General features: G+C 58.1%; 20 protein-coding genes. 8 read left to right on the top strand and 12 right to left on the bottom strand.

Features of this window, described 5'->3' with window-relative positions; all coding sequences use genetic code 11:
- Nucleotides 1-22: 22 nt before the first annotated feature.
- Genes F0155_RS03990 through F0155_RS03975 form a run of 4 tightly spaced genes read right to left on the bottom strand, consistent with a single transcriptional unit; the run spans nt 23 to nt 4,151 of the window.
- Nucleotides 23-1,654, bottom strand: a complete 1,632-nt coding sequence (locus F0155_RS03990; RefSeq protein ID WP_150523183.1) for an acyl-CoA synthetase — start codon at nt 1,652-1,654, stop codon at nt 23-25.
- A gap of 1 nt (nt 1,655) precedes the next feature.
- Nucleotides 1,656-2,777, bottom strand: a complete 1,122-nt coding sequence (locus tag F0155_RS03985; RefSeq protein WP_150523182.1) for a dimethylsulfoniopropionate demethylase — start codon at nt 2,775-2,777, stop codon at nt 1,656-1,658.
- Nucleotides 2,778-2,792: 15 nt separating this feature from the next.
- Nucleotides 2,793-3,413 (bottom strand): DUF1326 domain-containing protein, encoded by a 621-nt coding sequence (locus F0155_RS03980; RefSeq protein WP_150523181.1) that lies wholly within the window; start codon nt 3,411-3,413, stop codon nt 2,793-2,795.
- A gap of 12 nt (nt 3,414-3,425) precedes the next feature.
- Nucleotides 3,426-4,151, bottom strand: coding sequence for a DUF2182 domain-containing protein (locus tag F0155_RS03975; RefSeq protein WP_150523180.1), 726 nt, complete (start codon nt 4,149-4,151; stop codon nt 3,426-3,428).
- Between the two features lie 234 nt (nt 4,152-4,385).
- On the opposite strand from F0155_RS03975, the gene F0155_RS03970 reads away from it, so the two are divergent.
- Complete coding sequence (locus F0155_RS03970; RefSeq protein WP_150523179.1) at nt 4,386-5,138, top strand: FadR/GntR family transcriptional regulator; 753 nt, start codon at nt 4,386-4,388, stop codon at nt 5,136-5,138.
- Nucleotides 5,139-5,223: 85 nt separating this feature from the next.
- On the opposite strand, the gene F0155_RS03965 is transcribed toward F0155_RS03970, so the two are convergent.
- The 5 genes from F0155_RS03965 to F0155_RS03945 form a co-directional block, all read right to left on the bottom strand.
- Nucleotides 5,224-8,085, bottom strand: a complete 2,862-nt coding sequence (locus F0155_RS03965) for an AsmA family protein (RefSeq protein ID WP_150523178.1) — start codon at nt 8,083-8,085, stop codon at nt 5,224-5,226.
- Nucleotides 8,086-8,232: 147 nt separating this feature from the next.
- Complete coding sequence (locus F0155_RS03960; RefSeq protein WP_150523177.1) at nt 8,233-9,381, bottom strand: DUF1513 domain-containing protein; 1,149 nt, start codon at nt 9,379-9,381, stop codon at nt 8,233-8,235.
- Nucleotides 9,371-10,450 (bottom strand): imelysin family protein, encoded by a 1,080-nt coding sequence (locus F0155_RS03955; protein ID WP_150523176.1) that lies wholly within the window; start codon nt 10,448-10,450, stop codon nt 9,371-9,373. The genes F0155_RS03960 and F0155_RS03955 overlap by 11 nt, the downstream gene beginning before the upstream one ends.
- 1 nt (nt 10,451) lies before the next feature.
- Nucleotides 10,452-11,945, bottom strand: a complete 1,494-nt coding sequence (locus F0155_RS03950) for a di-heme oxidoreductase family protein (RefSeq protein ID WP_425299911.1) — start codon at nt 11,943-11,945, stop codon at nt 10,452-10,454.
- A 128-nt stretch (nt 11,946-12,073) separates the two neighbouring features.
- Nucleotides 12,074-13,342 carry an imelysin family protein gene (locus F0155_RS03945; RefSeq protein WP_150523175.1) on the bottom strand — a complete coding sequence of 423 codons (1,269 nt, stop codon included), beginning with the start codon at nt 13,340-13,342 and terminating at the stop codon, nt 12,074-12,076.
- A gap of 382 nt (nt 13,343-13,724) precedes the next feature.
- Here F0155_RS03945 and F0155_RS03940 point away from each other — a divergent pair, with 382 nt between their 5' ends.
- Together F0155_RS03940 and F0155_RS03935 are read left to right on the top strand one after the other, a co-directional pair.
- Complete coding sequence (locus F0155_RS03940; protein ID WP_150523174.1) at nt 13,725-14,192, top strand: tellurite resistance TerB family protein; 468 nt, start codon at nt 13,725-13,727, stop codon at nt 14,190-14,192.
- Between the two features lie 75 nt (nt 14,193-14,267).
- Nucleotides 14,268-15,008, top strand: coding sequence for a glutamine amidotransferase (locus F0155_RS03935; protein WP_150523173.1), 741 nt, complete (start codon nt 14,268-14,270; stop codon nt 15,006-15,008).
- A 29-nt stretch (nt 15,009-15,037) separates the two neighbouring features.
- Here F0155_RS03935 and F0155_RS03930 read toward each other — a convergent pair whose 3' ends face one another.
- From F0155_RS03930 to F0155_RS03920, 3 genes are all read right to left on the bottom strand, one after another.
- Nucleotides 15,038-15,631 carry a cytochrome P460 family protein gene (locus tag F0155_RS03930; RefSeq protein ID WP_150523172.1) on the bottom strand — a complete coding sequence of 198 codons (594 nt, stop codon included), beginning with the start codon at nt 15,629-15,631 and terminating at the stop codon, nt 15,038-15,040.
- A 194-nt stretch (nt 15,632-15,825) separates the two neighbouring features.
- Complete coding sequence (gene pyc, locus F0155_RS03925; protein WP_150523171.1) at nt 15,826-19,269, bottom strand: pyruvate carboxylase; 3,444 nt, start codon at nt 19,267-19,269, stop codon at nt 15,826-15,828.
- A 134-nt stretch (nt 19,270-19,403) separates the two neighbouring features.
- Nucleotides 19,404-20,126, bottom strand: coding sequence for a helix-turn-helix transcriptional regulator (locus tag F0155_RS03920; RefSeq protein WP_150523170.1), 723 nt, complete (start codon nt 20,124-20,126; stop codon nt 19,404-19,406).
- Nucleotides 20,127-20,706: 580 nt separating this feature from the next.
- Here F0155_RS03920 and F0155_RS03915 point away from each other — a divergent pair.
- The 5 genes from F0155_RS03915 (at nt 20,707) to F0155_RS03895 (ending at nt 26,769) form a co-directional block, all read left to right on the top strand.
- Complete coding sequence (locus F0155_RS03915; protein ID WP_150523169.1) at nt 20,707-23,715, top strand: helicase-related protein; 3,009 nt, start codon at nt 20,707-20,709, stop codon at nt 23,713-23,715.
- Nucleotides 23,712-24,122: an RNA-binding S4 domain-containing protein gene (locus tag F0155_RS03910; RefSeq protein ID WP_150523168.1), complete on the top strand. Its 411-nt coding sequence runs from the start codon at nt 23,712-23,714 to the stop codon at nt 24,120-24,122. The genes F0155_RS03915 and F0155_RS03910 overlap by 4 nt, the downstream gene beginning before the upstream one ends.
- A gap of 213 nt (nt 24,123-24,335) precedes the next feature.
- Nucleotides 24,336-24,668, top strand: coding sequence for a ferredoxin FdxA (gene fdxA, locus F0155_RS03905; RefSeq protein ID WP_150523367.1), 333 nt, complete (start codon nt 24,336-24,338; stop codon nt 24,666-24,668).
- 435 nt (nt 24,669-25,103) lie between these two features.
- A complete protein-coding gene (locus F0155_RS03900; protein ID WP_150523167.1) occupies nt 25,104-25,691 on the top strand; it encodes a CarD family transcriptional regulator in 588 nt (195 codons plus the stop codon).
- A gap of 202 nt (nt 25,692-25,893) precedes the next feature.
- Nucleotides 25,894-26,769, top strand: a complete 876-nt coding sequence (locus F0155_RS03895; RefSeq protein WP_150523166.1) for an RNA polymerase factor sigma-32 — start codon at nt 25,894-25,896, stop codon at nt 26,767-26,769.
- The last annotated feature ends 154 nt before the right edge of the window (nt 26,770-26,923 follow it).

The raw sequence follows: 26,923 nt of genomic DNA, 5'->3' as shown, positions 1-26,923 counted from the left end.
CGGGAGGTTCCTTCGAGTTAGGTCAGGGTTGGCCATCGGCGCTTTTCGCGCGCTGGCGCAGGACAAATTTCTGGATCTTGCCGGTTGCGGTCTTCGGCAGATCACCAAAGATCACTTCCTTCGGGCGTTTGAAACCGGCCATATTTTGGCGGCAGAACTCGATCAGCTCTTCTGCCGAAGCCGATGCGCTGGGCTTCAACTCGACGAAGGCACAGGGTACTTCGCCCCATTTTTCGTCAGGTTTGGCAACAACGGCAGCAGCAGCGACAGCCGGATGGCGGTAAAGTACGCTTTCGACCTCGACCGAGGAAATGTTTTCACCGCCGGAGATGATGACGTCCTTCAGTCGATCCTTGATCTGGATATAGCCATTGGGGTGGCGCACGGCAGCATCCCCGGACTTGAAACGGCCATCAGCAAAGGCATCGGATGTCGCCTTTGCATCCTTGTAGTAGCCTTTCATGACGGTGTTGCCGCGCAGGACAATTTCGCCCTGTGTTTCGCCGTCCCAGGGAACGGGAATACCGGTTTCGCGGTCCACGACATCAGCCTCTTCCGTCATCGGGAAGGCAACCCCCTGCCAGCTTTGCACCTCTGCCTGTTCGGCCGGAGAAAGGTCGTCCCATTCCTCGCGCCACAGGCACTGGGTCACATGACCATAGGTTTCGGTGAGGCCGTAGACCTGCATTACCTCGAATCCAAGCGCCTTGGTCGCTTCCAGAACCGCTGCGGGGGGCGGTGCACCTGCGGTCATCACCTTGACGGGATGGGAGAGCAGTTTCTTGTCTTCTGACGGTGCATTCACCAGCATGGAGAGCACGATCGGTGCACCACCAAGATGGGTGACGCCGTGGGTTTCAATCGCGGAGAAGATGTCTTTCGCTGTGACGGCCCTGAGGCAGACAATGGTTCCGGCAAGCAGGGTCATCGTCCATGCGTGACCCCAGCCGTTGCAATGGAACATTGGCACTGAATAGAGATAGACCGGATGGCGGGGCAGCTCCCAGGCAATCGGAGTGCCGAGCGACATCAGATAGGAGCCGCGGTGGTGGTAGACAACGCCTTTTGGCCGCCCCGAGGTGCCGGATGTGTAATTGAGGGCCAGCGCCTGCCACTCGTCTTCCGGGCCGCGCCAGTCAAAGCCGGAATCACCGTTCCTGATCAGGTCTGCATAGGTTTGCGAACCAAGCCTTTCGCCGCCTGGACCATTTGGATCTTCGATGTCGATGATGGCGAGCGTGCGGCCAGACATTCCGAGTGCTGCTGCCATGACGGTGTGAAAGGCCGTATCGGTGATCACGGCAACCGCATCACCGTGGTCAAGGATGTAGCCGACCGTATCGGCCTCAAGGCGCGTGTTGATTGTGTTCAACACGGCACCGATCATCGGCACCGCAAAGTGGAGTTCGAACAGTTCCGGTGTGTTTGCGGCCATCACAGCCACCGTATCGCCCTGCTTGATGCCGAGTTTTTGCAAGGACGAGGCCACGCGGCAAATCCGGTCGTAGGTTTGCGACCAGGACGCACGGTAGTCGCCATAGATGACGGCAAGCCGGTCGGGGAATATCGAGACCGTTCGCTTCAGGAAAGAAAGCGGCGACAGGGGCACATGGTTGGCCCCGGTCTTTTCAAGGGCCTCGAAATTCGCGCGCATGTCAGTCCTCCCGGTCGGAAAACGGCTTTTCCCAGACAGTGGCCGGACGGATGCCATCAGGGGTTTCGACTTCCACTCGTGTGCCATTGTCCCAATGCGTCATGCGGACCATGCCAAGGGCCACGTTGGTGCGGAAATCGGGAGACCAGGCAGCGGAGCTGACATTGCCCACCCGCTTGCCACCTGCGAGGATCGGCCACAATTCGCGGCAGGGCGGAACCGGATCACCATCGATTGCAATGCTACGGATCTGTCGAACCGGGCCCTCAACGGCAACACGCAAAAGCGCATCGCGGCCCACGCATCCAATGGCTTTCTGTGTCTGACAGAACTTGCCGAGCCCGCATTCATGGGGCGTGTTGTTGCGCGTCATGTCGTTGCCATAGGACAAGAGACCGCTTTCCACCCGCTCAATCAGGTTGGGGCAACCGGCTCGGACATTCAGGTCTTCACCCGCCTTCATGAACGCGTCCCACAGCGGCTCGCCGTGCTCTGTTCCGTCGACATAGAGCTCGAACCCGCCCTGCTTGGAATAGCCGGAGCGGGCAAGAACCATGTGCTTGCCCTGAAACTGAACATATTCGTAGCGGAAGAAGCCGATGGAACGGGTCTGGTCGCCAAAGACACGGGCGACCAGGTCTTCCGCCTTGGGGCCCTGAATGGCCAGCGGAGATACATCCGGCTCGTCTACATCGACCTCGAGACGAAGCGCATAGGCCAGTCCCTTGATCCAGAACAGGAGATCGCTATCCGCGATGGAAATCCAGTAGCGATCATCGGCGAGTTTGAGAGTCACCGGGTCATTCAGCATGCCCCCTGTCTCGTCCACCATCGGCGTATAAAAGCAGCGACCGACCGTGAGCGCAGACAGATCGCGCGGGGTCAGCATCTGGGCGAGACGGCCCGCATCCGGTCCGACAAGCTCGACCTGACGCTCGCAGGCCACGTCCCAGATCTGAACGTGCTTTTTCAGATGGTGGTAGTCCGCTTCCACCGACTCGAACACGGTCGGAAGGAGCATATGGTTATAGACCGTATAGGCCTTTACCCCGGCTTCGGTCACACGCCGCGTGAAGGGCGTGGACCGGGTCCGGCGGGAGATGGACAGGGCTGCTTGCTGCATGACAGGTGTCTCGGGTTATGCGCCGGCTGCCGGGCCGGACCAGTCGATCTGACAGATTTCCGCGCTGCGACCGTCAAAGTCCCAGACGCGGCCATAGGCGCGGACGCGGCCTTGGGTGGCGGTTGCGACCGTGATGTCCGGTCCCATCCAGTATTCAGTGTTGGTGACGACGATTTCTTTTTCGGGATCCGCGCCGGTCACTGGAACGATCTCGCCCTTGATGGCCTTGCCGACGATCAGGCGGCGCTTGTTGCCTTCGTTCTCGTAGGAAACGGGCGCGCGCTCTGCGCCAAGGAATTCGCTGACCAGAATGCGGAACAATCCGGTTGTGCCCTTGGCCTGCCCGGAGAAGATCTTCAGCAGGGCGTCGTAGGCCGCTTCACTGGCCCGCTCGTCGATATAGGCGGCTGCCTTCCAGTTGCCACGAGCCATCAGGCCGGGAATTTCCAGGACCAGTCCGACATTGAGACCGGAGAGGTCCTCCCCTTCATAGTGCCCCGTGTCGATCCGAACCCCGGCCCATGCCTGACAGTAGCCTTCTGTGGGGGGATGTTTGCCGAGGGAAACCACGCACGGGCAGAAGACCGTACAATTGCAGTTCAAGATGAGTTCGCCTTTGATGGCCCAACCGGTCATGGCGTGATCTCCTTATGTGAGAAGTCCGTATTCGATGAAAAGCGTAAGGGCGGCAGCTGCCAGCAAGGCGATGCCGAGAGGGGTGCTGATCCGGTTGCCGATTTGCGGCAATTTTTCCAGAACCATGAGAAGTGTGGCCAGACCCATGAAGGCAAGGTTCATGGTGCCTGCCACGAAAGCGAGCAGCATCAGCGCCCAGCAGCAGCCAAGACAGATCGCCCCAAGCTTCAGTCCCATCAGCGCTGAACCGGAAAGGCCTTCGCGCCAGTTGGCCATGAAGAACATCAAAGGGCTGCGGCAGCTGTTGAGGCAGGCTTCTTTCAGGGCGCTGAACTGATAGGCCCCTGCAAGGGCCAGAAGAAAGGCGTTCATGACCGGCAAAAGGTTGCGACCTTCTGCGTCGAGGAGGTTCGCCTTGGCGAGCGCGATTTGCGCTGCAGCGGCAAGCGCGGAGAATGCAAACCAGACTGTAAGGTATCCGCCAAAGAGAGCCGCAAATCCTGAGCTTCCGAGCCGCGCTGCATCGGGCAGGTCGCTATAAGTCTTCAGCGCCGGGAGGGAGGTTGGAGCCATCATGGCAAGCGACATCAGCGCCCACATGGCGAAGACAGACGGAAAGCCGGAGTCTGCCACGCTGGTCTGACACAATTCGACCAGAGCCTGAAAAGGCGTGCCCCGCCACAGCGCGGCGGCCTCCTGCGCGGTGTCGGTGCTTCCGGCTTGCAGGATAAAGAGCATAGCCCAAGCGGCAAGTATGCTGCCGAAAAACAGCAACCACCCTGCTTGCCTGTTAGAAAAATTGCGCAAGTTGAAATTCACACGTTCCTCCCGTAACGCCTGAGAGGGCACGCTGGACCTCAATGGAATAAATGTCAAACATTTAATTGTCAGACAATTAGACTTTTAAATTGACCCGTGTCGCTTGTGCGCCTAAATTTGGCGGAAATCAGAGGATGGGCGAGGAGAGACCCTTTGGCGATTGAATTCAGCTCCATACGGAAAGAGGGTCTGTCGGTTCAGATTGCCAATGCCATTCGCAGCGCCATCATTGATGGGCGGCTGGTGGTGGAGGAACGCCTGCCAAGCGAGGCTGAACTTTCCGACCGGTTCGGCGTCAGTCGCTCGACAGTGCGCGAGGCGCTCAAGCGTCTGGCGGCCCAGAACCTCATTCGTAGCGAGCGTGGATCTTCCGGCGGGGCATTCGTTAACCGGATTACGCGCGATGAGGCGCAGGAAAGCCTTGTCACGACCCTGCGCCTGATGATCGGCATGAATGATATCGCCTTCGAAGAGGCGATTGAGGCCCGGTTTACTCTGGAATCAGCGTGTCTCGGTCTGGCTGCGGGGCGCTGCAAGGCCGAAGACCTTGCAGAACTGCGAGCCGAGATTGACCGCCAACGTTCGCCGGATCTTAGTGACGAAGATTTCTGCGCGTCCGATGTGACGTTTCACAGTATCGTTGGTCGGGCAACCGGAAACCCGCTGCTGGCATTCCAGATGGCGGGGGCTGTAGAAGCCATGCAACCACTCATGAACATGCTTGTTTATCGGCTGCGGGATCGCCACCGGATTGCGGACCTGCACGAGGGGATTGCCAATGCCCTGGAGCAACGCAACGCAGATGCGGCCTGGCAAAATCTGGAGGCGCTGGCCTCCTATACGCGCGAACTGGCTGACAAGAGGCGCGCGCCTCGCCAAGGGTCCGGCGATACAAGCAACAACTGAAGCTTTCGATCCGTCCAATGCAGGAAAATGAAAACACCGGCTTCCCTAGGAAGCCGGTGCACTTTCGAATCTGCAATGGATGGGGTCAGTTCTTCTTGATGCCGAATGACTGCAGGAGGCCGGAGGGCAGCCCGAAGCCTTGCTCGACGGCTTCGAGGATCTGCTTGTCGTCGACTTCCCCGTCGATGACCTTTTGCACGTCGATCTGCGCCTTGCCGCCTGTTGCCCGTTCGATGACCTTGTTGGCCGTGTCGACAAGGGCTTCTTCCGGCTTCTTGTTCAGGTCCTTGAACAACCCGCCGCCCAGAGCCTGAAGTTGCTGATAGGCGAGCTCCGGGTTTTCCAGGATGCCCTGAATATCGGGATAGAATTGCGGGTTGTTCCAGCTGCCCCGGATGATGACCGGAACGCCAAGACCTGCAAACTTCTTGTCTGCTCCCTTCTTGCGCGGAGCCGGGGCTTGACCGTCAAGGGTGGGAACAATCTGAGGCTCAATGCGCCAATCGAGGGTTTGCGCAGCCAGATTGGTCGTTCCGCCGCCGCTGACATTGATCAACGGCCCGGCAAGTTGCAGGTCCTGATTTGTGGCAAGGCCATTCTGAATCTGGAAACTCGCGCTTAAGGCACTGAAGTCTGTCTTTTCTGCCGGATTTTCCTGCCAGCCCAAGAGGGTCTCGACGGTCAGGCCACGTACCATGCGCGGAATGTTGATCCCGCGGATGGCGCCGTCGTGAAAGGCAAAACTGGCTGTGCCGTTCAATGCTTCGACGAGCGCTTTCTGGCTTTGCCCCCGCGTCGACACGTCGAGCGCGAGTGCGGTAGAGCCTTCCAGCCATTCAAAGTCCGCGGAATCCCGCAGGAACGGATAGGCACTTAGCCCCTTGAGTGAAAATTTGGCGGAGATTTCCGGAACGGAGGCCGCACCATTCAGTGTCACCGCTCCAGACCCGCTTCCATTATAGAGCTGCAGCTCGGCGAGCTGAGCATTGAGGACGCCACCCTTGATGGTGGCTGTCAGTCGGCTTTGGCCAATCTTGATTTTGTCCATGGTGATGGACTGGGTCGAGATATCGAAGTCGGCATCGACCGCGCGCAAGCCCGAAAAATCGATTGGGGCCGAACTCCAGTTCGAAGACGAGGCAGGAGCTGGTGCTCCCGATGGAGCAGGCGCGGTTCCTCCGCTGGCCTTGGGCGCAGCAGCAGCCTGTCCACCGCCTTGCATATACGGGTCAAGCGCCAGGTTGGAGAGGGCCAGACGCGCCTTGATCGACGGCCGGTCGCCCAGAAGCACCGTTCCGCTGCCGCGTCCCGAGGTGTCGTCAAGCATGAAGCTTGCTTCTTCGAACGAGACGGAGCGCTCGTTTACCGAGAACAGGCCGGACGCCATGAATTTCTGCAGGCCGTTTCCGGCCTCAACCGGTTGACCTATCCATGCGAGAAGGTTGCGGAGATTTGGCGTGTCAATTGTGACTGCGCCGTCAATAGCGCCGGAAGTGCTTGCCTGTCCATCGAAACCGAGGGCGACTTGCCGGTTCTTGATGTTGACTGCAACCGGAGCTGCAAGGCCTGCCAGAATTGGGGCAACGGACGCGTTACCGGTCACGGAGAAGCCTTCGTTTCTCCAGGAGAGGCCGCCCGTCAGGCGAATGGGGCTGTCGAGGCCGCTCACATCCACCCGCAGGGATAGGTCTCGGATCTCATCTGCAGCAGGATCATTGTTGAAGGAGGACGCAAGGCCAAGGCCCCCCACCCGTCCATCAGTGAGAGAGAGCGCGCCGTTGGCGTTTAGCGTCGACAGGATGGTTGGTGCATCAAGGCCCTGCATGCTGAAGGCGACATCTGCGCCAAGTAATCCGCTGGCAGGGCGTGTTTGACCGGCAAGGGCGAGAACCTCGGTGAGCGATGCGTTTTGAACAACAAGGCGTCCAGCCGTTTCCGGGATCTGGCTGCCGAGATTGACGTCAACCGATCCGTTGACTGCCATTTCGCCAAGGGCAATGACAAGATTGGTCAGGGAAACGGCAGCATCCGTGCCTTCAATGCGCCCCGAGAGGTCCAGTGCGCCGGGAATGGACGGCATCTGTGTGTCTGCTAGAGCGGCCAGTGCCTGCAAGCCGGGGGCCGATCCCTTCACAGCAAGGTCCACGCGCAGCGGCAAGATACCGGCATTGCCCTCAAGGCCTATCCTTGTTTCGTCGCTCGACAGATCGAGACGGATCGGGCGGATGTCCCCGGCAACCAGAGCAAGGGGGTTGTCGACATTTGCCTGAACCTCGAAGGGCTTGTCTTTGAAGCGGAACTTGCTGTCCAGTTCAACGAGGCCGTCGAGGTCGCTGGCTTTCAGAAGCAGGTTGAGGTTCGAAACGCGCACATCCGAGCCGGACCTGTGGTCACGATACTGCAGGGTGCCCTCGACGATTTCGACGCGGTCAATCCCGATGCGTTGCAGGATCGAGGTTGCGGCTGGTCCTTCACCGGCAGATGTTTCCGGCGTCGAAGATGGGGCATTTGCGGGCTCTGTCCGCGCCGTCTCCTGCGCTTCGACTTCCTGCATGAAGCCGCGGCGTGGCTCCCAGCTGGCAAGACCGCGTGGGCCGATATCCATCAGGATTGCCGGTTGGTCGAGGCGAATGCCCGTGACCTGAATCTCGCCGCCCAGAAGGCCGGCCCAGCCAAGTCCGATTTCGATGTCCCGAGCAGATGCGAATTCTATACCGTCTGCTCCGGCCTCTCCGGATATGCCAACGTCGCTTGCATGGAGGGAAAAGCCGGGAAACAGCGACAGGCTCACAGGTCCGTCGAGCCGCAATTGCCAGCCGAACCGGTTGTCGATTTCCGCAATCACCTGGTTCTTGATCACGTCCTTCGGCAGGAAGAACGGGATGATCAAGATGGCTGCGACAGCGAGGAAAAGGAGGCTCGCAAGCCCCAGCAAGATGCGCCGCATTTAGAACTCCCTCGTCCGAATCAGTGGACACTGGACTGCAATATTTGGCCGGACCGTAACGTCAAGGCACATTCATTGACAACCATGTCCTGAAACCGCGGCGAAATAAGGGAGACCCGTCAGTTTTTCGAATGACACCCCGTCCCGTCAGAGGGCCGTCATGTGATTGTCCCAGGATGTTCCAAGTGAGCGGGCCAGAACCAAAGGCGTGTCATCCGGCGCTTCGAGGAACGACATGCCGCCGAGACCGTCCGAAATCATGAAGCTTGAACGATCGATCGGGGCTACCCCGCAGGCATCGGGAATATTGGCAGAGCCGATGCACTGGCCATTGTCGGCATTCCAGAAGACCACCTTGCCAGCGCGGGGAGCGGACGTGGCAATGACGTCACCTGAAGAGTTTGCCGTAACCGAGCCGATATAGTTGGCCAACTGTCCGGTCAGGTTGTCAGGAAGTTCGCACAAGGTAATCGCTTGGTCCTGGGAGAAATGTGCGACCAGCGGAGGGGTGTCGGATTCCGCGCCTTCATGCTGGGCGCCGACCCAGCTTCGGCCCTTGGCGTCAATCGTCATGTGGCGAAGGGACAGTTGGTGGAGTGACGCTTCCAGCCGGTGTTGAATTGTCAGATCCCCGGTGGCGCAGTCGATGAAGGCAACAGAGGGCTGCATCGTATCGAGATTGAGTTTTTCGCGGGGCTGATCCGGATGGGTCAGGATGCCGCCATTAGCAACCACCAGCGATTTGCTATCGGGGCACAGCAGCACTTCATGGGGTCCGATCCCGCCGGTTTCGATTTCGCCGACGCGGCGCGCCGTGCGTCCTGAAACATCATAAACGCCCAGCAGTCCTCTGTTGCCGCCAAAATCATTCTCCACCGCATAGAGCAGTCGACCGTCCGCCGAAAACGTGCCGTGACCATAAAAATGCCGCCCGGCCTCCGAGGTAATAAGCTGGGGCTCGGCATTTTCAAACGGGCGAAGCACAAGCGCAAAGGTCCCCGGTCGTCTCGCGAAGGTTACCAGCGTCTGGCGGTCTGGCGAAACAGCGATGCCATGGCCACGATCTGGCAAGCCGACGCGGGCGTATTCTTGCCCGGCCTCGTCGAAAATGCCGACGGCATAGGACCCGCTGGCATCCATCAACGGGCTGGCGAAAAGGGGGATGTCGCTTGCTCCGCTGCCGAGAAGGACATTCGCGAAGCTCGCGGATGGACCTGCCAACCCGCCAAGCAGCGCTGCCCCGCCAAGTCCTGCAAGAAAGTTTCGGCGATCTACATGCAGGGGTTTAGTCGCCATCCAGCGCATTGAATCCAGCCGTAAGTTGGAGTGCTGCAGACAGTTCCTTGGTGAGCGTGGTGTTGATCGAGTCGATGGCAAGAACCAGCGCCGACAAGGTTTCAAATGCTCCCGATGTCTGGAATGTCTGACGAAGAGGTGGCGTGGTCTTGCTGACGAGGGCTACGGCATTTCGCAGTTCGAAATCGATCGATCCGGGAACCCAGCGATAATCGTCATCAAGCTCACCTTCAACCTGAAGAGATTTCAGTGCGCCCTGAACGCCGGAAAGGCTTGCAGCGATGTAGGTAAGGCCGTTGCCTGAACGCGAGAACGGCAGGCGGGAAGGTTTTGCTGCGTCCTTTCCCTTGCCGATCACGGGCAGGATATGCTGGTCCTTGAGAATGATGAGGGCTACCGGAAGGGCGTTGAACACCGTTTCCATCGCTTCCTGTCCGCTCTTGTGAACCGGGTTGGCATCGCCATGCTCCAGAAGGACCGATGAATACCCGGTCGGATCATCCCATGCGGTCTTGAGGTCGGCGGCGATCGCGGCAACGTTTCCGGCAATTGCCTTGGAATAAAGGCAGCGGATGTCCGCGTCCGGGGACGGCTGCCCAAGAGTGACGCCGGTATCCTGATCAAAGGCGATCAGTTCAAGAGCGGTCAGGCCTTGCAGGGCGACACTCTTGTCCTTGAGAGTTGCTGCCGTGATCGAACGGGCTTCATCGCTTGCAAGGAATTTGTTGATCTGGCGCTGGGCGATGCCGCGCGGGTCGGGAAGGAACGCGATGCGGTTCAGGCGATCTTCGTCAAGCATCGGCCCATAGCGCAGAAAGCTGACCTTGCCGAAAGCGGACGCAACCGCGCCCAAGGTTTCCGCAAACGCTGCCCTGTTTGCCTTTGAGGGATCATTGCAGACGTGGGAAACGGCATCGGGAAGGCGGTTTGCCTGCTGCTCAAAGGCCTTCATGGAGGGACGAATATAGTTGGAGATCAGTCCGTCCACATGCGGTGTGAAGTCGATCTGGGTCGCCCCGGCAGGAGAAAGGGCAAGACCGAGAAGGAATGCGGTCAGGAGCAGGCGCATGTCAGAGAGACTCCAGGAATGAAATCAGGGATTTGCGATCGTCAGGTTTCAGGTCGACCACCTTGTCCCGCGCGGACTGGGCTTCGCCGCCATGCCACAGCACGGCTTCAAGCAGATTGCGCGCGCGGCCATCATGCAGGAAACGGGTGTGGTTGTTAACGGTTTTCGTGAGGCCTATCCCCCATAGTGGTGGGGTGCGCCACTCCCGGCCATTTGCATCGCCGACAGGGCGGTCATCGGCCAGACCTTCACCCATGTCATGGAGGAGCAGGTCGGTATAGGGCCATATCAACTGGAAGCGGTGCGCCGGGTTGGGGGCTTGCCGACTGGTCACGAATTTTGGCTGATGGCAACTCGCACAGCCGATCTGGTGAAACAGGTCCTTGCCGCGTAAAACGGCAGGATCGTCGACGTTCCTACGCATCGGAACCGCAAGGTTCTCCGAGTAGAAGGTGACAAGGTCCATCACCGGATCGGGAGCCTCTGAGGGGCCAAGATTTGCCTGTTCGCCGTGCGGCATAGTGCGGCAAGAGGATTGTCGCTCGGTGCAATCGCCCCAGTTTTCTGGCTTGTCCGGCGTGCTGATGCCGATATCTCCTGAAAATGCTCCGGCGGTCTGTGCGCGAATAGACGGATTGGAGGCCTTCCAGCCGAAGCGACCGATTGCAATGTCGCCGGTTGCCGGATCGCGAACCAGGCTCAGTTTTCCCGAGATGCCGTCTCCATCCAGATCCTCAGGATCTGCAAGGGCCTCAAGGTCACCGGGATGAATGGCCTGCAGGAGCCCAAGACCGATCATCGGCGGAGCGACCCGAGGCGAGGTCATCGTATCGGGATGCATTGGTCCGAAACCGAGATCGCGGATGCGATAGACGGGTTTTTGCAAGACGGCAGTCTCACCGCCATTGAGAGGGATGACGATATTCTCCAGCTCAATGTCGAACTTCCCTTCCGCGAGAAGGCCTGTCACGGCAAAGGACTGAAACTGGCCGCCATAGGTGGGTTCGGGAATACGCAAAAGCGTGCGACTCGCGAGAGCCTTGCGGTCAGCTTCGTCTTGCGGAGGGATAGAGAGCCGCAAGAACAGGGAGACGGCGTCTTCTCCGGGCAAGGGTGGACGACCGCGCCCGTCTTTCAGGTGGCAACCCTGGCAGGACCGGGCGTTGAACAGCGGGCCCAGTCCGTCAGACGCCTTGGTTGAGGAAGGCGAAGAGGTCCAGAGCTTCTTGAACAGGCCGTTTCCGGCACGGAACTCCTGTTGTTCTTCAAAACTCAGGTTGGCGGTTGGATGGGAGAAGGCATCGCGATTGGCCCGCTTGCGGGACGTGCCAGCCCCTGCGGACATCGCCTCAAAGGCCTCGAGTTGGCTGAAATCGACAGCAGGCGACAGGATTTCGCCGACACGTTTGCGATCTTCAAGGGACAGGTCCGTGCGATGCGGCAGCGGCGCATCGGCGAAAACCGGCTGAATGAAAACACTTGCACAAAGGGCGATCAGCCCCAAGTGCGTTGCATGCAGGTTGGTGAGCACTTGTTTCGCATCCGGGCTTTAACGTGCCGCGTCCCTCCTTGCGGCCCGCAAGATGACGGTCGGCAGAGAGGTCTGCCGACCGGACTTGTGACTTACTGGAAAACCGAAGTCGGGTTGTCGAGGCTGTCGGAGCCTTCAAACGCGATGTCTTCCAGGCCGAGAACCTTCACGACACGTTCGATGGAGGTGGTCTGGTCGACAAGTGCATCGACGGCTGCCTGAATGACCGCATTGCCACTGTCATTGCCTTCGCCGATCAGCTGGTCATAAGCTTCGCCTGCCGCGACACGCGCGTTGATCGCCTCGAAGGCGGCAAGGGTTGCATCCAGCTTTGCCTTCATTTCCGCGGCAAGTGCCGGATTCTTGTCCTCGACCATGTGGGCGAGGGAGGCACCTTCGACGGAACGACCGAACTCGCTTTTGTAGGTGCCGAAATAGACGTTCCGGATGCCGACAACATCGTTGTAATGCGACATGTGCGTGTTGTCGGAGAAGCAGTCATGCTCTTCTTCAGGGTCATGCAGCATCAGGCCGAGCTTCATGCGTTCGCCAGCCAGTTCGCCATAGGACAGGGAGCCCATGCCGGTCAGGATGGTCGCAAGACCGCCGGCCTCGCCCTTGCCCGCCAGATCTTCGCGTGCTGCGCCGCCCGGAGCCCAGGCAACGACCATTTCCTCCAGATCGGACACCAGCAACTCTGTCGCGGCCTTCAGGTACTGGGCGCGGCGGTCGCAATTGCCGCCTGTGCAGTTCGCGGTGTCGAAATCAGTGGCCGGACGGTTCCCTGCGCCCGGCCCCGTGCCATTCAGATCCTGCCCCCAAAGCAGGAATTCAATGGCATGGTATCCGGTTGCCACATTTGCCTCGACCTCACCTGCTTCCTGCAGTGTGTCTTGCAGAAAGCTAGCGGTGATGACCGAGGCATCAATGGTTTCGCCACCCACTTTCAGAACCGGGTTGGCTATCACGTTGGCAATATAAAAATCGTTTTCCTCGGCTTCAGTGCCATAGGACGCGTCGACATAGTCGATCAGGCCTTCATCCAGCGGCCACGCATTAACCCGGCCTTCCCAATCGTCAACAATCGCGTTTCCAAAGCGGAATGCTTCTGTCTGCTGGTAGGGATTGCGGGCAGCCACCCATGCAGCGCGCGCAGCAGCCAAGGTGTCTGCGCTCGGGGTGGCGAGCAGGGCGTCGATGGATGCCTGAAGTTTCTTCGCGCTGTCCAGAGAATCTGAATAGGCCGCAAAGGCGATATCACCATAAGTTGAGAGCACGTCCTGAGGGCTGTCATGTGCGACGGCAGGGGAGACGAGCGTGGCGGCCGCGGTCGCCAGAAGGGCGATGCGAAGAGCTTTCATGAGGATGTTCCTTCAGGGTTTGCAAGGATCGAAAGAGAATGGTCCCGAGGACAAGAACCGGAAAAGGGGACCGTTAATCCGGCGGTTTCGCGGGATTCGGTTTCGTGCGGGCGGGAAACGGTATGGGATGTCATCGGGTAGGTGTAAACTTGAGTGAATGACGCAGGAATAAATTTCTGAGTTTATAAGTCAAGTTTTATTTTGATATAAATTCTGAACCGAATTATTGGCTCTGCAATTGGCACAAGTTGCAGCCTCGTTAGGCGAATGGGGAAAAATTGATGATTTAATTTATTTTGTCAGTATTTGTTCCAAGGGTACAATCGTGTGAAAGCTGGGGAAGGCTGCTCCAGCTGTAATCGATAACAAGCAGGGCGGGGGCATGCTTAAGGCTTTCAAGCACTTCATTCAGGAACTCACACTTGGCGAAAGTGATCGTATCGAATTCGCCGAAGATGACAAAAGGCTGGCCGCCGCTGCCTTGCTGTTTCACCTTGTCGATATTGATGGTGTTATCGAGGAGCGGGAAAGCAGAAAGCTTCGGGAAATTCTCAAGGACCACTTCCAGCTCAATGACGACGAAACAACCGAACTCATCAAGGCTGCCAAGCGCAAGGATGGCGAGGCGGTTGACCTTTACGGTTTCACATCGGTTCTCAAGCGCTCGACCGATGAACAGGAACGTCTCAACATTGTCGAGATGATGTGGGAAATCGTTTATGCAGATGGTCATGTCCACGAGTTTGAGGACAATACCATTTGGCGGGTAGCGGAATTGCTGGGTGTTTCGACCCGCGACCGCATGTTGTTGCGCCGAAAGGTTGCAAGCCACGCTCCCGAAGATGTCTGAACAGTTGAGACCGGCCCTTCTCTTGATTGGAGGGGGTCGATCTTTACAGAATTGTGACCCATATTCGACGCCATGATGTTTTCTCAGGCAAATGATCCGTCGCGCTCGCGTGTTCTCGTTGTTCTGCATCAGGAACATTCTTCTCCGGGACGTGTCGGCCAGGAGCTTGTCAGGCGCGGGTTTGCACTCGACATACGCAAGCCACGATTTGGTGATCGTTTGCCGGACACACTTCGCCATCATGCGGGTGCCGTGATTTTCGGCGGTCCGATGAGCGCAAATGACACGGATGCCTTCGTGAAGAAGGAGATCGACTGGATCAAGATTCCCCTTCGCGAGCAGAAACCGTTCTTCGGGATATGTCTCGGAGCACAGATGATGGTCAAGCAACTGGGGGGCACTGTTGCCGGACATCATGAAGGTCTCGTGGAGATCGGCTACTATCCGATCCATGCAACTCGATCCGGCCAGGGCATGATGGACTGGCCGGACAAGGTCTACCAATGGCACCGTGAGGGCTTCAGCCTGCCGAACGGCTGTGAACTTCTGGCCGAAGGCGGCGGGGCCTACCCCAATCAGGCTATCCGGTATGGTCCGTCAGCCTATGGAATCCAGTTTCACCCGGAACTGACCCACCAAATGATGGTGCGCTGGACAACGAAAGCGGCGGAGCGCATGACACTGCCAGGCGCCCAGCAGCGGCGCGATCATTTCGCGGGACGGTTCATTCACGATCGTTTCGTCCGCAGGTGGCTGGACGAATTCATGGACCTCTGGATTGGCACGGCGCCAAACCGAAAGACCATCACCGGTTAAACGCCGTCGAATAAGCTGTTTGCGCCCGACTATTGAATGCGAGCGTCTTCAGCCGGATATCCCAGTCCACCCTGTTGGCCATAGTTTTCTTGATGGCACTCGCTGCAAGCGGTGTAAACATTAACTGCTTGCGGTGCTCCATTGGCGGAGACCATTGTGTAATACCAGTCATCCGTCTTGGGAGATTTGCCCTTTTCGACCTTTTCCATAAGGAACAAAGGCCCTTTGGTTACTTTGCCTTTTCCATTAATGGAAAAGGATTCCTTGGCGATCTTGGTTCCCGCAGGAATATGGACGTCCTCATCCTTGTACTTCAAGTATTCCTCTGCTCCAATGTCGTTCACGTAAGTCACCAAGAAACGACCGCCGTGAAAACCTGGTGCAGCCGGGAACGCACTAGCGCGTGTCCAGGTGTTGTAATCCCTGACGAAAGCAGCATCGACCCAGCGCTTTTTGCCCTTTTGATAACCGGCATGCAAGCTGTCTTTCAGGCAGTCATAAACCGCCTGCGCTTCCGCCCCGGTCAACTCGTCCCCGGCTTTGGGCGCCGTGCAAGCAGCGTGAGCGGTACCGCTGGTTGCGGCAGCCAAGGCGACCCCGGCCAAGATGGTGGCAATTCTCATCAAACTCTCTCCCTTCGACGACTGAATCAGATCGACTATTCAAAAACCGGGAGAATTCCACAAATCACGAACTGCTTGACCAAACGTGATATTGCGCGATCAGATGGAATTTTTCTTTTCAAATGAAGCAGTTGTAAGCGTGTTCACGCATTCGTGTAGTATACTCAACTATCACTGATGCCCGCTCATACAGTCTAGCTTTCAAAAACCACCAGCAAGTCCTTTGCATCGATTTGGGAGCCTGGTGACACCAGAACTTCCTTGATCTTGCCGTCGCGATCCGCGTGGAGGGCAGTTTCCATCTTCATGGCCTCTATGGAGACGAGTACATCGCCGGACTTCACGTCCTGACCCGACTGAACGGCAACGGTGGAGATCACGCCCGGCATCGGGGCGCCGACATGTGCGGCATTGCCGTCTTCTGCCTTGCGCAGGGTTGCAGCTCCGGCTGCACCGTGAATGCGGTCTGGAACCTTGATGATACGCGGCTGACCGTTCAGCTCGAAGAACACCTTCTTCTCGCCCTTCTCGTCAGTCTCGCCCATGGCCTGACAGCGGATGACCAGTGTCTTTCCGGGCTCCAGATCAACCATGATCTCGTCTCCGACTTCCAGTCCGTAGAAATAGACCGGTGTCGGCAAAACCGAGGTCGGGCCGTATTTCTGCTGGGCCTTGTCAAAGTCGGTGAAGACCTTCGGGTACATCAGGTAGGCTGCGAGATCCGCGTCGTCGATTTCGCGATCGCAGGCGGTCTCGGCCTTCGTCCGTTCTTCATCCAGATCGGCGTCCTCAAGCAGTGAGCCGGGGCGAACAGTGATTGGCTCTGCGCCCTTGAGGACTTTGGCCTGCAGGGCTTTCGGCCATCCGCCCGGCGACTGGCCAAGGTCACCATGCAGCATTTTCACAACGCTGTCCGGGAAAGCGACATCCTTGTTCGGGTCTTCCACGTCGGCAACGGTGAGGTTCTGGCTGACCATCATCAACGCCATGTCGCCCACTACCTTGGAAGACGGGGTCACCTTGACGATATCGCCGAACATCATGTTGGCATCGGCATAGGCTTGAGCAACCTCGTGCCAGCGGGTTTCGAGCCCCAGCGAGCGTGCCTGTTCCTTGAGATTGGTGAACTGACCGCCCGGCATCTCGTGCAGGTAGACTTCAGACGCACCAAAACGAAGGTCGCTTTCAAACGCGCGGTACTTGGTGCGCACCGCTTCCCAGTAGAAGGAGATTTCGCGGATCGTCTTGCCGTCAAGCCCGGTGTCGCGCTCGCTGCCGCGCAGCGCTTCGACAATCGAGCCTAGGCAGGGCTGCGAGGTCAGGCCGGACAGGGCATCCATTGCCGCGTCGACTGCATCAACACCAGCGTCAACTGCCGCCAGAATGGTGGCCGCAGCAATACCGGAAGTATCGTGTGTGTGGAAGTGGATCGGCAGATCGGTTTCCTGCTTCAAGGTCTTGATCAGAACCCGTGCGGCTTCCGGCTTCAAGAGACCGGCCATGTCCTTCAAACCGAGTATATGGGCGCCGGCGGCTTCCAGTTCCTTTGCAAGGCCAATATAATATTTCAGGTCATATTTGGGGCGCGCACTGTCGAGGATGTCGCCAGTGTAGCACAGAACCCCTTCGCACAGCTTGCCGGATTCGTTCACCGCGTCCATGGAGACGCGCATGTTCTCCACCCAGTTAAGGCAGTCGAACACGCGGAAGAGGTCAACACCGTTTTCCGCAGCCTGTTTGACAAAGAACTTCACCACATTGTCGGGATAGTTGGTGTAGCCAACGCCGTTGGAGCCGCGCAGCAGCATCTGCAGGAGAATGTTCGGAGCCCGTTCGCGGATCTGGCGCAGGCGCTCCCACGGACATTCCGTCAGGAAGCGCATGGCGACGTCGAATGTGGCACCGCCCCAGCACTCCAGCGAAAAGAGCTCGGGCAGACCGCTTGCATAGGCGTCTGCGATGCGCACGATGTCGTGGCTGCGCATGCGGGTTGCCAGCAAGGACTGGTGGCCATCGCGCATGGTCGTGTCGGTTACGAGAACGCGCTTTTGTTCCTTCATCCAGCTGGCAAATCCGCGCGCACCGAGCTGATCCAGAAGCTGGCGGGTGCCGGTCGGCTTCTCGTCGCCAAAGAAGGGGATCTGCGGCTCGGGCGCGTCTGCGGGTGGGCGCACACGATCCCGGGTTTCCGGATGGCCGTTCACGGAGACATCGGCGATATAGGTCAAGAGCTTTGTGGCGCGATCCTGTCGCCGGGTCTGCGCAAACAGCGCAGGCGTCTCGTCGATGAAGCGTGTGGTGTAGTTATTGGCCCGGAAGTTCGGGTGATCGATGATGTTTTCCAAAAACACCAGATTGGTGGCAACGCCGCGGATGCGAAACTCGCGGAGCGCCCGGTCCATGCGGCGGCAAGCCTCCTCCGCGCTTGGCGCCCAGGCGGTCACCTTTTCCAGAAGCGGGTCATAGAAGCGGGTGATGACTGCGCCGGAATAGGCTGTGCCACCGTCAAGACGAATGCCGAAGCCGGTCGCGCCGCGATAGGCGGTGATGCGGCCATAATCGGGAATGAAGTTCTGCTCCGGGTCTTCGGTGGTGATGCGGCACTGCAGGGCATGACCGTTGAGGCGGATCCTTGCCTGTTCCGGTACGCCGCTTGCTTCGGTGCCGATCTTCTCGCCATTGGCGATCTGGATCTGTGCCTTGACGATGTCGATGCCTGTCACTTCCTCGGTGACGGTGTGCTCAACCTGAACACGTGGATTGACCTCGATGAAGTAGATTGCGCCGGTATCGGCGTCCATTAGGAACTCGATGGTTCCGGCGCCGCGGTAGTTGACCGCCTGACCGATCTTGAGGCCGTAGTTGCACAGCTCAACACGCTTGGCTTCATCCAGATAGGGGGCAGGAGCGCGTTCAACCACTTTCTGGTGCCGGCGCTGAATGGAGCAATCACGCTCATAAAGGTGAACCAGTCCGCCCTGTCCATCGCCAAGGATCTGCACTTCCACGTGGCGGGCGCGCTGAACCAGCTTCTCCAGATAGATTTCGTCCTTGCCGAAGGCAGCCTTTGCCTCACGCTTGGCCGCAATGACTTCCTTTTCAAGCGTTGCTTCATCAGGAAGGACGCGCATGCCGCGGCCACCGCCCCCCCAGGACGCCTTGAGCATCACCGGATAGCCGATCTGATTGGCTTGGCGCTTGATCTCCGTGATGTCGTCAGGAAGGGGATCAGTTGCAGGCATGACCGGAACGCCTGCCTGAATAGCAAGGTTTCGGGCAGCCACCTTGTTGCCAAGGCTGCGCATGGTTTCCGACTTCGGACCGATGAAGGTAATTCCGGCTGCCTCGCAGGCATCAACGAATTCCGGGCTTTCGGACAGGAGACCGTAGCCGGGGTGGATGGCGTCAGCGCCAGACAGCTTTGCGACGCGAATAATCTCGTCGATGGAGAGGTACGCCTCGATGGGGCCGAGACCCTTGCCGACCTGATAGGCCTCGTCCGCCTTGAACCGGTGCAGTGCCAGCTTGTCCTGTTCTGCGAAAATGGCGACTGTCTTCAGGCCCAGTTCGTTCGCGGCGCGAAACACCCGAATGGCGATTTCTGAACGGTTGGCGACAAGAATCTTGCGGATCGTCAAGTGAGTACTCCCCCGTTTGGCCAGGCTGAATTGCAGCTTGCGGGTGGAGTTCTACTTGGCAAATCGGCGGAAGGAAAGAGGTAGATCAGCAGAATCAGATAGTTACGGTTGTAACGGAATAGTCTTGAAACCTGTCATGCGATCAGACCCTTGCGGTAGGCGATCACGACCGCATGAGTCCGGTTCAGCGCATTGAGTTTTCTTGCGGCTTCTTTGAGGTACCAGTCTGCCGTGTGTCGCGAGATACCAAGGCGATCCGCAATTTCCGCGCTGGTCTTCCCCGCAGCCGTCCAGTGGAGGCACTCCAGCTCGCGGCAGGTCAGGTCCGATCTCTCTGACGGCTTTTCATCGGCGAGGTTTAAAAAGCGCTCGAATGCATAGATCCCTGCCAGATGTAGTGCCTTCATCTCCGATTGTTTGGTTTTGGCAACCCGGCCTCCAAGGGCCAGCGCCCCGGCAAGGCCCCGTCGTCCGAATATCGGGACAAATATCCCGTCAGGCATGTCGAAGGACCGTGCTTCGGCCAGTATCTGTTCGCCGCGCGGAGATATTCTGCCGTGCTTTCGAACTTCTCGCCAATGGAAGGGAGCCGTTGCCGTTCGAGCTCTTGCCACTACGGGGTCGTCAAGAATGTAGTTCTGCTGCTTGTAGCGCGTCTGCCATTCCCTTGCCCAGCTTGTCGCGAGCACGTTGGGGGCGAGGGTTGAATCGGCGTTCCTGAAACTGGCCAGAACGAAGGATGTGTAGCCGAAATCTTCGGTCAAACTTGCAAGCTCGCTTCCGGCGGCCTCGCGGCTGGTCTGTCTTGCAATCCGATTGGAAAATTCAAGCGCATGGACGGTGCGGTTGTTCATCATCAGGTAAATCGCATCTTTTTGAAAAGTCGCAGGCAACAACCAAGGCGTGTTTTTCTTGTCCCGAAATGGGGCGATTTCTTTACCTTGGCAACAATTTCAGGCTTTATAAAATAATCTGCAGGAACTGTATCTAGGCCGTTCGGCGTATGACAGAACCATATGTTGGAGGAACAGACGGGAAACCTGATTGAATCAGCGATTCGTGCGTTGTCTGTTCACCCTCCGTCCAGTTTCTTACTTTCTAAATTCGCTTCTGCAATCTCAGGTTTTGGGTATTTAAATGCTTGACTCGGAATCCGGCGCTCTGAGACCTCGATGGGGCAAGTGATTCAAAAGATTCAGGATTTCGTATGTGTGTTTGGGTCAGTCACAAAATGTCGTATGGAACGAAGCGTGAATCGGAAAGAGTCAGCGATTCGGTCGATGTTTGTTCCAGAGTCGTTCTTTTGCCTGACTTTTCATGCGATTTTGACGGGGCTCGCGCCAAATCAATCCACGACAGGCCCCATCTGGTGTGCTAGACACCCGCAGTCCATAACCAAAGCACTCAGGCACACTACAGTCTGGTCAATAACTGAGCATGTCCCTTCCACGCATAACGCAACTGCCCCCGGCTGCCAGGTCACGCACTGTCACAGCCGTCCTTGGGCCGACCAATACCGGCAAGACCCATTTGGCCATCGAGCGGATGCTTGGTCACAAGTCGGGTCTGATCGGTTTGCCGCTGCGCCTTCTGGCGCGCGAGGTCTACACCAAGGTTGCAGAGCGGGCCGGGGCTGATGCAGTTGCGCTGATTACGGGTGAGGAAAAGATCCTCCCCAAGGCACCGCGTTATTGGGTGTCGACCGTTGAAGCGATGCCGCTGGACCTTCAGACGGACTTTGTCGCCATCGACGAGGTGCAGCTCGCCGGAAATCTTGATCGCGGGCATATCTTTACCGACCGGGTCCTGAACCTGCGCGGGCAGTCGGAGACGCTCCTTCTTGGGGCCATGACGGTTCGCCCGCTTCTGGAAAAGCTGTTGCCGGGTCTGAATGTCATCACTCGGCCACGCATGTCTGTGCTCAGCTACGCCGGGTCAAAGAAAGTTTCGCGTCTGCCTGCCCGCTCGGCAATCGTGGCGTTCTCCTCGGACGAAGTTTACGGGATTGCCGAACTGATCCGCCGTCAGCGCGGCGGTGCGGCTGTGGTTCTCGGGTCGCTCAGTCCCCGCACGCGCAATGCGCAAGTGGAGCTCTTCCAAAATGGCGACGTCGAACATCTTGTTGCCACCGATGCCATCGGCATGGGGCTTAATCTGGATGTCGATCACATCGCCTTTGCCGGCGCTCGCAAATACGATGGTTACCAGTACCGCCAGCTGACCCCTTCTGAAATGGGACAGATTGCGGGGCGCGCCGGGCGGCATACCCGCGACGGCACTTTCGGGGTGACCGGGCGGGTGGATCCGCTGGACGACGAGCTGGTGGAACGGATCGAAAGCCATCAATTTGACGCATTGAAAGTGCTGCAATGGCGCAACAGTGCACTGGATTTCTCATCGATTTCCGCGTTGAAGCGGGCGCTTGACGTCGCTCCGAGGGAAGAAGGGCTTGCAAGAGCGCCCACAAGTGATGATGTAGCTGCGCTTGAACATTTGACCCGGGATCGGGACATTCAGGACATGGCAAAGGGTCGCCGCGAGGTCGAACTGCTTTGGGATGTCTGTCAGGTGCCGGACTACCGCAAGATTGCGCCCGCCAATCACGGCGAGCTTTTGAATTCGATTTTTGTCCATCTGATCCAGGATGGAAACATTGATGAGGACTGGTTTACCCGCCAATTGGCCTTCGCAGATCGTGTGGATGGTGATATCGACACTCTCGCAAACCGGATTGCGCATGTTCGTACCTGGACATTCGTTGCGAACCGGCAGGATTGGCTGGCTGATCCGGACCATTGGCAAGAGGTTACGCGGGGAATAGAAGACAGGTTGTCGGATGCCCTGCATGAACGACTGACCCAAAGGTTCGTCGACCGGCGAACCAGTGTATTGATGAGACGCTTGAGAGAGAACGCAATGCTGGAAGCGGAAATTACATCGGGCGGTGATGTGCTCGTTGAAGGTCAGCACATCGGAAACCTGCTTGGCTTCCGGTTTGCTCCAGACCCCGGGGCAGACGGTCCAGATGGCAAGGCTGTGCGGGCTGCTGCCCAAAAGGCGCTTGTGACGGAAATTGAAAACCGTGCGGACAGGTTGGCCCGGTCCGAAAACAGCGATTTCATCCTGACGTCGGACGGAAGCATCCGCTGGCGCGGCGAGGCGGTTGCCAAGCTGACGGCAAGCGATGACGTTCTCGTGCCCAATGTTCTTTTGCTGGCCGATGAGCAGTTGTCCGGTCCAACCCGCGAAAAAGTGCAGGAGCGCGTGGATCTCTGGGTGAAAGCCCAGGTCGAAACCCTCCTGAAGCCTCTGGCCGATCTGAAGTCCGGTGAGGGCCTCGATGGTCTCGCCCGTGGTGTGGCATTCCGGCTGGTGGAAAATCTCGGCATTCTGGAACGCCAGGAAGCTTCCGACGAGATTCGCCAGCTTGATCAGGACATGCGCGCTTCCCTGCGCAAGCACGGGGTGCGATTTGGCGCTTACACGATCTTTGTTCCAAGCCTGCTGAAACCGGCTCCGAGCCAGCTCATGGCTCAGCTCTGGGCTCTTAAGAACGACAATCTGGAAATGAACGGTCTGTCCGAGCTGCCACAGCTCAGTGCTTCTGGCCGGACCTCCATTCCGGTTGATACGACCATTTCGCCGTCGCTCTACAAGGTGGTCGGCTTCCGTGTATGCGGTGGCCGCGCTGTCCGCGTAGATATTCTGGAGCGCCTTGCTGATCTGATCCGGCCCCTGATTGCCTGGAAGCAGCTCGACAAGGACGTTGCTCCGCCGGAAGGCGCGATTGAGCAAGGTGGCGGGTTCACCGTAACTGTTGCCATGACATCGCTCCTGGGCTGTGCCGGCGACGATTTTGCCGAAGTCCTGAAGTCGCTTGGCTATCGGTTCGAAACCAAGGAAGTCCAGCGCCCGGTTGTCCGCAAGGATGATGAGGCTGCAGAAGCTTCTGCTCCGGCTGTGGAAGCGGCTCCCGCTGCTGAAACGTCTGGCGACAGTGCTGCTGGAGAAGAAATTGCGGCAGAGGCCGAAGTTTCCGAACCGCAGGTCGCTGTTGCCGAAGTTCCGGTTGCCGAGGCCCCCGTGGAGGCTGAGGCTGCAGCCGATCCGACTGGTGTGATCGAGGCAGCAGAAGGCGAAACCGAGACGGTTACGATCCAGATCTGGCGTCCGGGACGGCCAGATCGCCGTCCGCGCCCGCGTCAGGAAAACCGTCGGGGTGGCGACAATCGCAATGCCGGTGCTGGCCGTGGCGACAAGCGCGCTCATGGTGGCAAGGGACGTCCGGGCGGCAAGCCGCAGAAGGGGGGCAAGGGCGGCGGCGGATTTGGCGATGCGCCGCGCCGTGACCGCGCACCTGCCAAGGACAAGCCGATTGATCCGAATTCTCCGTTTGCTGCGCTGATGGCGCTCAAGGAGAACATGAACTCCAAGGATAAATCCTGAGCAGCCCGGCCGATCAGAAACAGCCCGCCGCCGATGGGGGGCTCCGAATAGACAAGTGGCTCTGGTACGCCAGAGTCACGAAATCCCGGTCGCTTGCACAAAAGCTTGCAATTGGCGGCCATGTTCGCCTCAACAAGGAAAAGATCTCTTCAGCCAGCAAGGTCGTGCGCATCGGCGATGTGCTGACCATCACGCTTGAACGCAAGATCCTTGTCTTGAAGGTGCAACAGCTCGGGACGCGCCGTGGTCCCTTCGTTGAGGCGCAGACCCTTTATGAGGACCTCTCACCAAAACCGGTTCCGCGGGAAGAGGGTGTAGAGGGTGTTGTGCCGCAGCGGGATTCAGGTGCGGGGCGGCCAACAAAGCGGGAAAGGCGACAAATGGACGCGTTCCGGAAGGTCGACTGAAACCGCTTTTCGCAAATCAGCTGTTTGATGGGTCTGTTTTTCTTGTTTCGCGGGCGCAACAGGCGGAGCAATGCTTGCGCCTTGCTGGCAAACGCGATACCTCAGTCGCCCTGAGATCAGGTGGTCGCAAAGGAACCGCCTGCAAGCATTCTGGACGAGCTTGTGCGTGGGGCTTTCTGCCCTGTCGAGCCGCTTGTAAACTTGAGGATCGAGATGACCTACGTCGTCACCGACAACTGCATCAAATGCAAGTACACGGATTGCGTGGAAGTGTGCCCGGTAGACTGTTTCTACGAAGGCGAAAACATGCTGGTCATCAATCCGGATGAGTGCATTGATTGTGGCGTATGCGAGCCGGAGTGCCCGGCCGAAGCCATCTTGCCGGATACAGAGCCGGGTCTGGAAAAGTGGATCGAGCTGAACGCCGAATATTCCGAGAAGTGGCCGAACATCACGGAGAAGAAGGACGAGCTTCCCGAGGCCAAGGAATTTGACGGCAAGAAGAACAAGCTAGAAAATTATTTCTCGCCGAATGGCCCGAAATAGGGTTCCTCAAGCTTCTGATAACGCAGCGTCAGGCGCCGGATTTGCAGGCGTCATGACGCGGTTGCATGGCTGTGCGGCTTTTTTCGCATGGCAACAATCGGTGTTGCAGCGAAGCAGCACGCTTTGAATATTGCCAAAGTTGTGTTATACACAGGGGATAGTCGCCCACAAACGAAATTTCCCCTGAGCGGAGGTTCTCAGCATCCTATGGCTGACCATACGGCAGAAAACTACTACCGTCTGAATCTCTTATGTCAATTTCAGGGTTTATAGTGGAACTCAACGGCTGACTACCCACTCGCGCCAGATTTCAACAGGCGTTCTCATTTTTGAGGATGCCCTGTTCGTTTCGCGCGTTGCAACAAGAACTTGGACCGGATGCGCCGGTCTGTTCCGGCAGCTCTAGCCGGTTACTGCGCAGGAGAAGACACGAGAATGGCAAGCACTACAAAAAAGACCGCGCAGCGTCAGGGGTTCAAGACGGGCGAGTTCATCGTCTATCCAGCTCACGGTGTTGGTCAGATCACTGCCATTGAAGAACAGAATGTCGCAGGACACACTCTGGAACTGCTCGTCATCGTCTTCGAGAAAGACAAGATGACGCTTCGTGTGCCGGTCGCAAAGATCGCGTCCGTTGGCATGCGCAAGCTTGGTGACCCAGATGCCGTCACCAAGGCGCTGGAGACCGTTCGCGGTCGTCCGCGCGTCAAGCGCACCATGTGGAGCCGTCGCGCGCAGGAATATGAGGCAAAGATCAATTCCGGCGATCTGATCGCGATTTCCGAGGTCGTGCGTGACCTGTATCGTTCGGACGCCCAGCCTGAGCAGTCCTATTCCGAGCGTCAGCTCTATGAAGCTGCCCTTGATCGCATGGCTCGTGAAATCGCAGCCGTGAACAAGTGCTCGGAAACCGAGGCAACCAAGCAGATCGAGCAGACCCTTGAAAAGTCTCCGAACCGTCCGAAGGCTCCGACCGCAGCTGATGCCGCCGGTGGTTCTGACGATCAGGAAGAAGCTGCCTGATCGTCTTCTGCTTCCATAAATTGAGAAGGGCCCGGATTTCCGGGCCCTTTTTCTTTGTGAGCTGGCTTTTCGCGTCAAACCTTGGGCAAAGTGCCATGGATGTTAAAGGGCTTGTTATCCTTGCGAAGGCAATAACTGGAGGCAAGTGATCCAGTTTCCCTGACTGTGCGTAGACTTCGCGATCAAACAGGGAGTATGGCCCATGTCTACTTCGAATATTGAACGCCGAGATCTCGTCAGGAAGGCCATGAAGGCCCCCTATCTGACCAGAGAGCAGGAACATGAGTTTGCCGTGCGCTGGCGTGATCAGCGTGATGAAAAGGCGCTGGAACAACTTTCCCTATCGCATACGCGTCTGGTTATTTCCGTTGCGTCCCGCTTCCGGAACTTCGGCTTGCCGCTAGGGGATCTGATCCAGGAGGGGCATGTCGGGCTTCTGGAAGCTGCTGCGCGATTTGAACCGGAACGCGAAGTCCGCTTCTCAACCTACGCGACCTGGTGGATCCGAGCATCCATTCAGGACTACATCCTGAGGAACTGGTCCATTGTCAGGGGGGGAACATCGTCCACTCAAAAGGCCCTGTTCTTCAATTTGCGTCGGTTGCGTGCGAAATTGTCCGGGAGCGGGCAGAACCTCGCCGACCATGAGGTCCACCGCAAGATTGCGGAGGCGATCGGTGTGAAGATTGACGACGTCGCGACCATGAATGCGCGTTTGTCAGGCCCGGATACCTCGCTCAACGCCCCGATGATTGATACGGACGGGTCCAGCGCGGATCGCCAGGATTTTCTCGTCTCCGATTCGCCGCTGCCGGATGAGATCGTTACGGAAAGCATCGACGGTGAACGCCGCCGGAAATGGCTGCGGTCGGCTCTTCGGGTTTTGAATGACCGGGAGTTGAAGATCGTAAAGGAACGCCGCCTGTCCGATGAAGGGGCGACACTGGAGTCTCTCGGGCAAACCCTCGGAATTTCCAAGGAACGTGTCCGCCAGATCGAGAACCGGGCCATGGAAAAGCTGAAGGCTGCTTTGATGGCTAATGGCGGTGCGTCGAGCATGGTCTCGGTTCATGCCTGACCGCTCGGCGGTTCAGCTGGTCAGTATCGCGGTTGATCGTGAGAAATTGAAAGGGTGGCTGTTGCCACCCTTTTTCCATCTAGACCACGGCGTGCATTCACCGAAACGTTCGACGCGCGCTAAATATTTGATTTGTCGCGTTTCCTGACGGCGA

The organism is Roseibium sediminis (assembly GCF_008711325.1).
Classification (GTDB): Bacteria; Pseudomonadota; Alphaproteobacteria; order Rhizobiales; family Stappiaceae; genus Roseibium; species Roseibium sediminis.
This window is presented reverse-complemented; position numbering and strand designations above follow the sequence as displayed.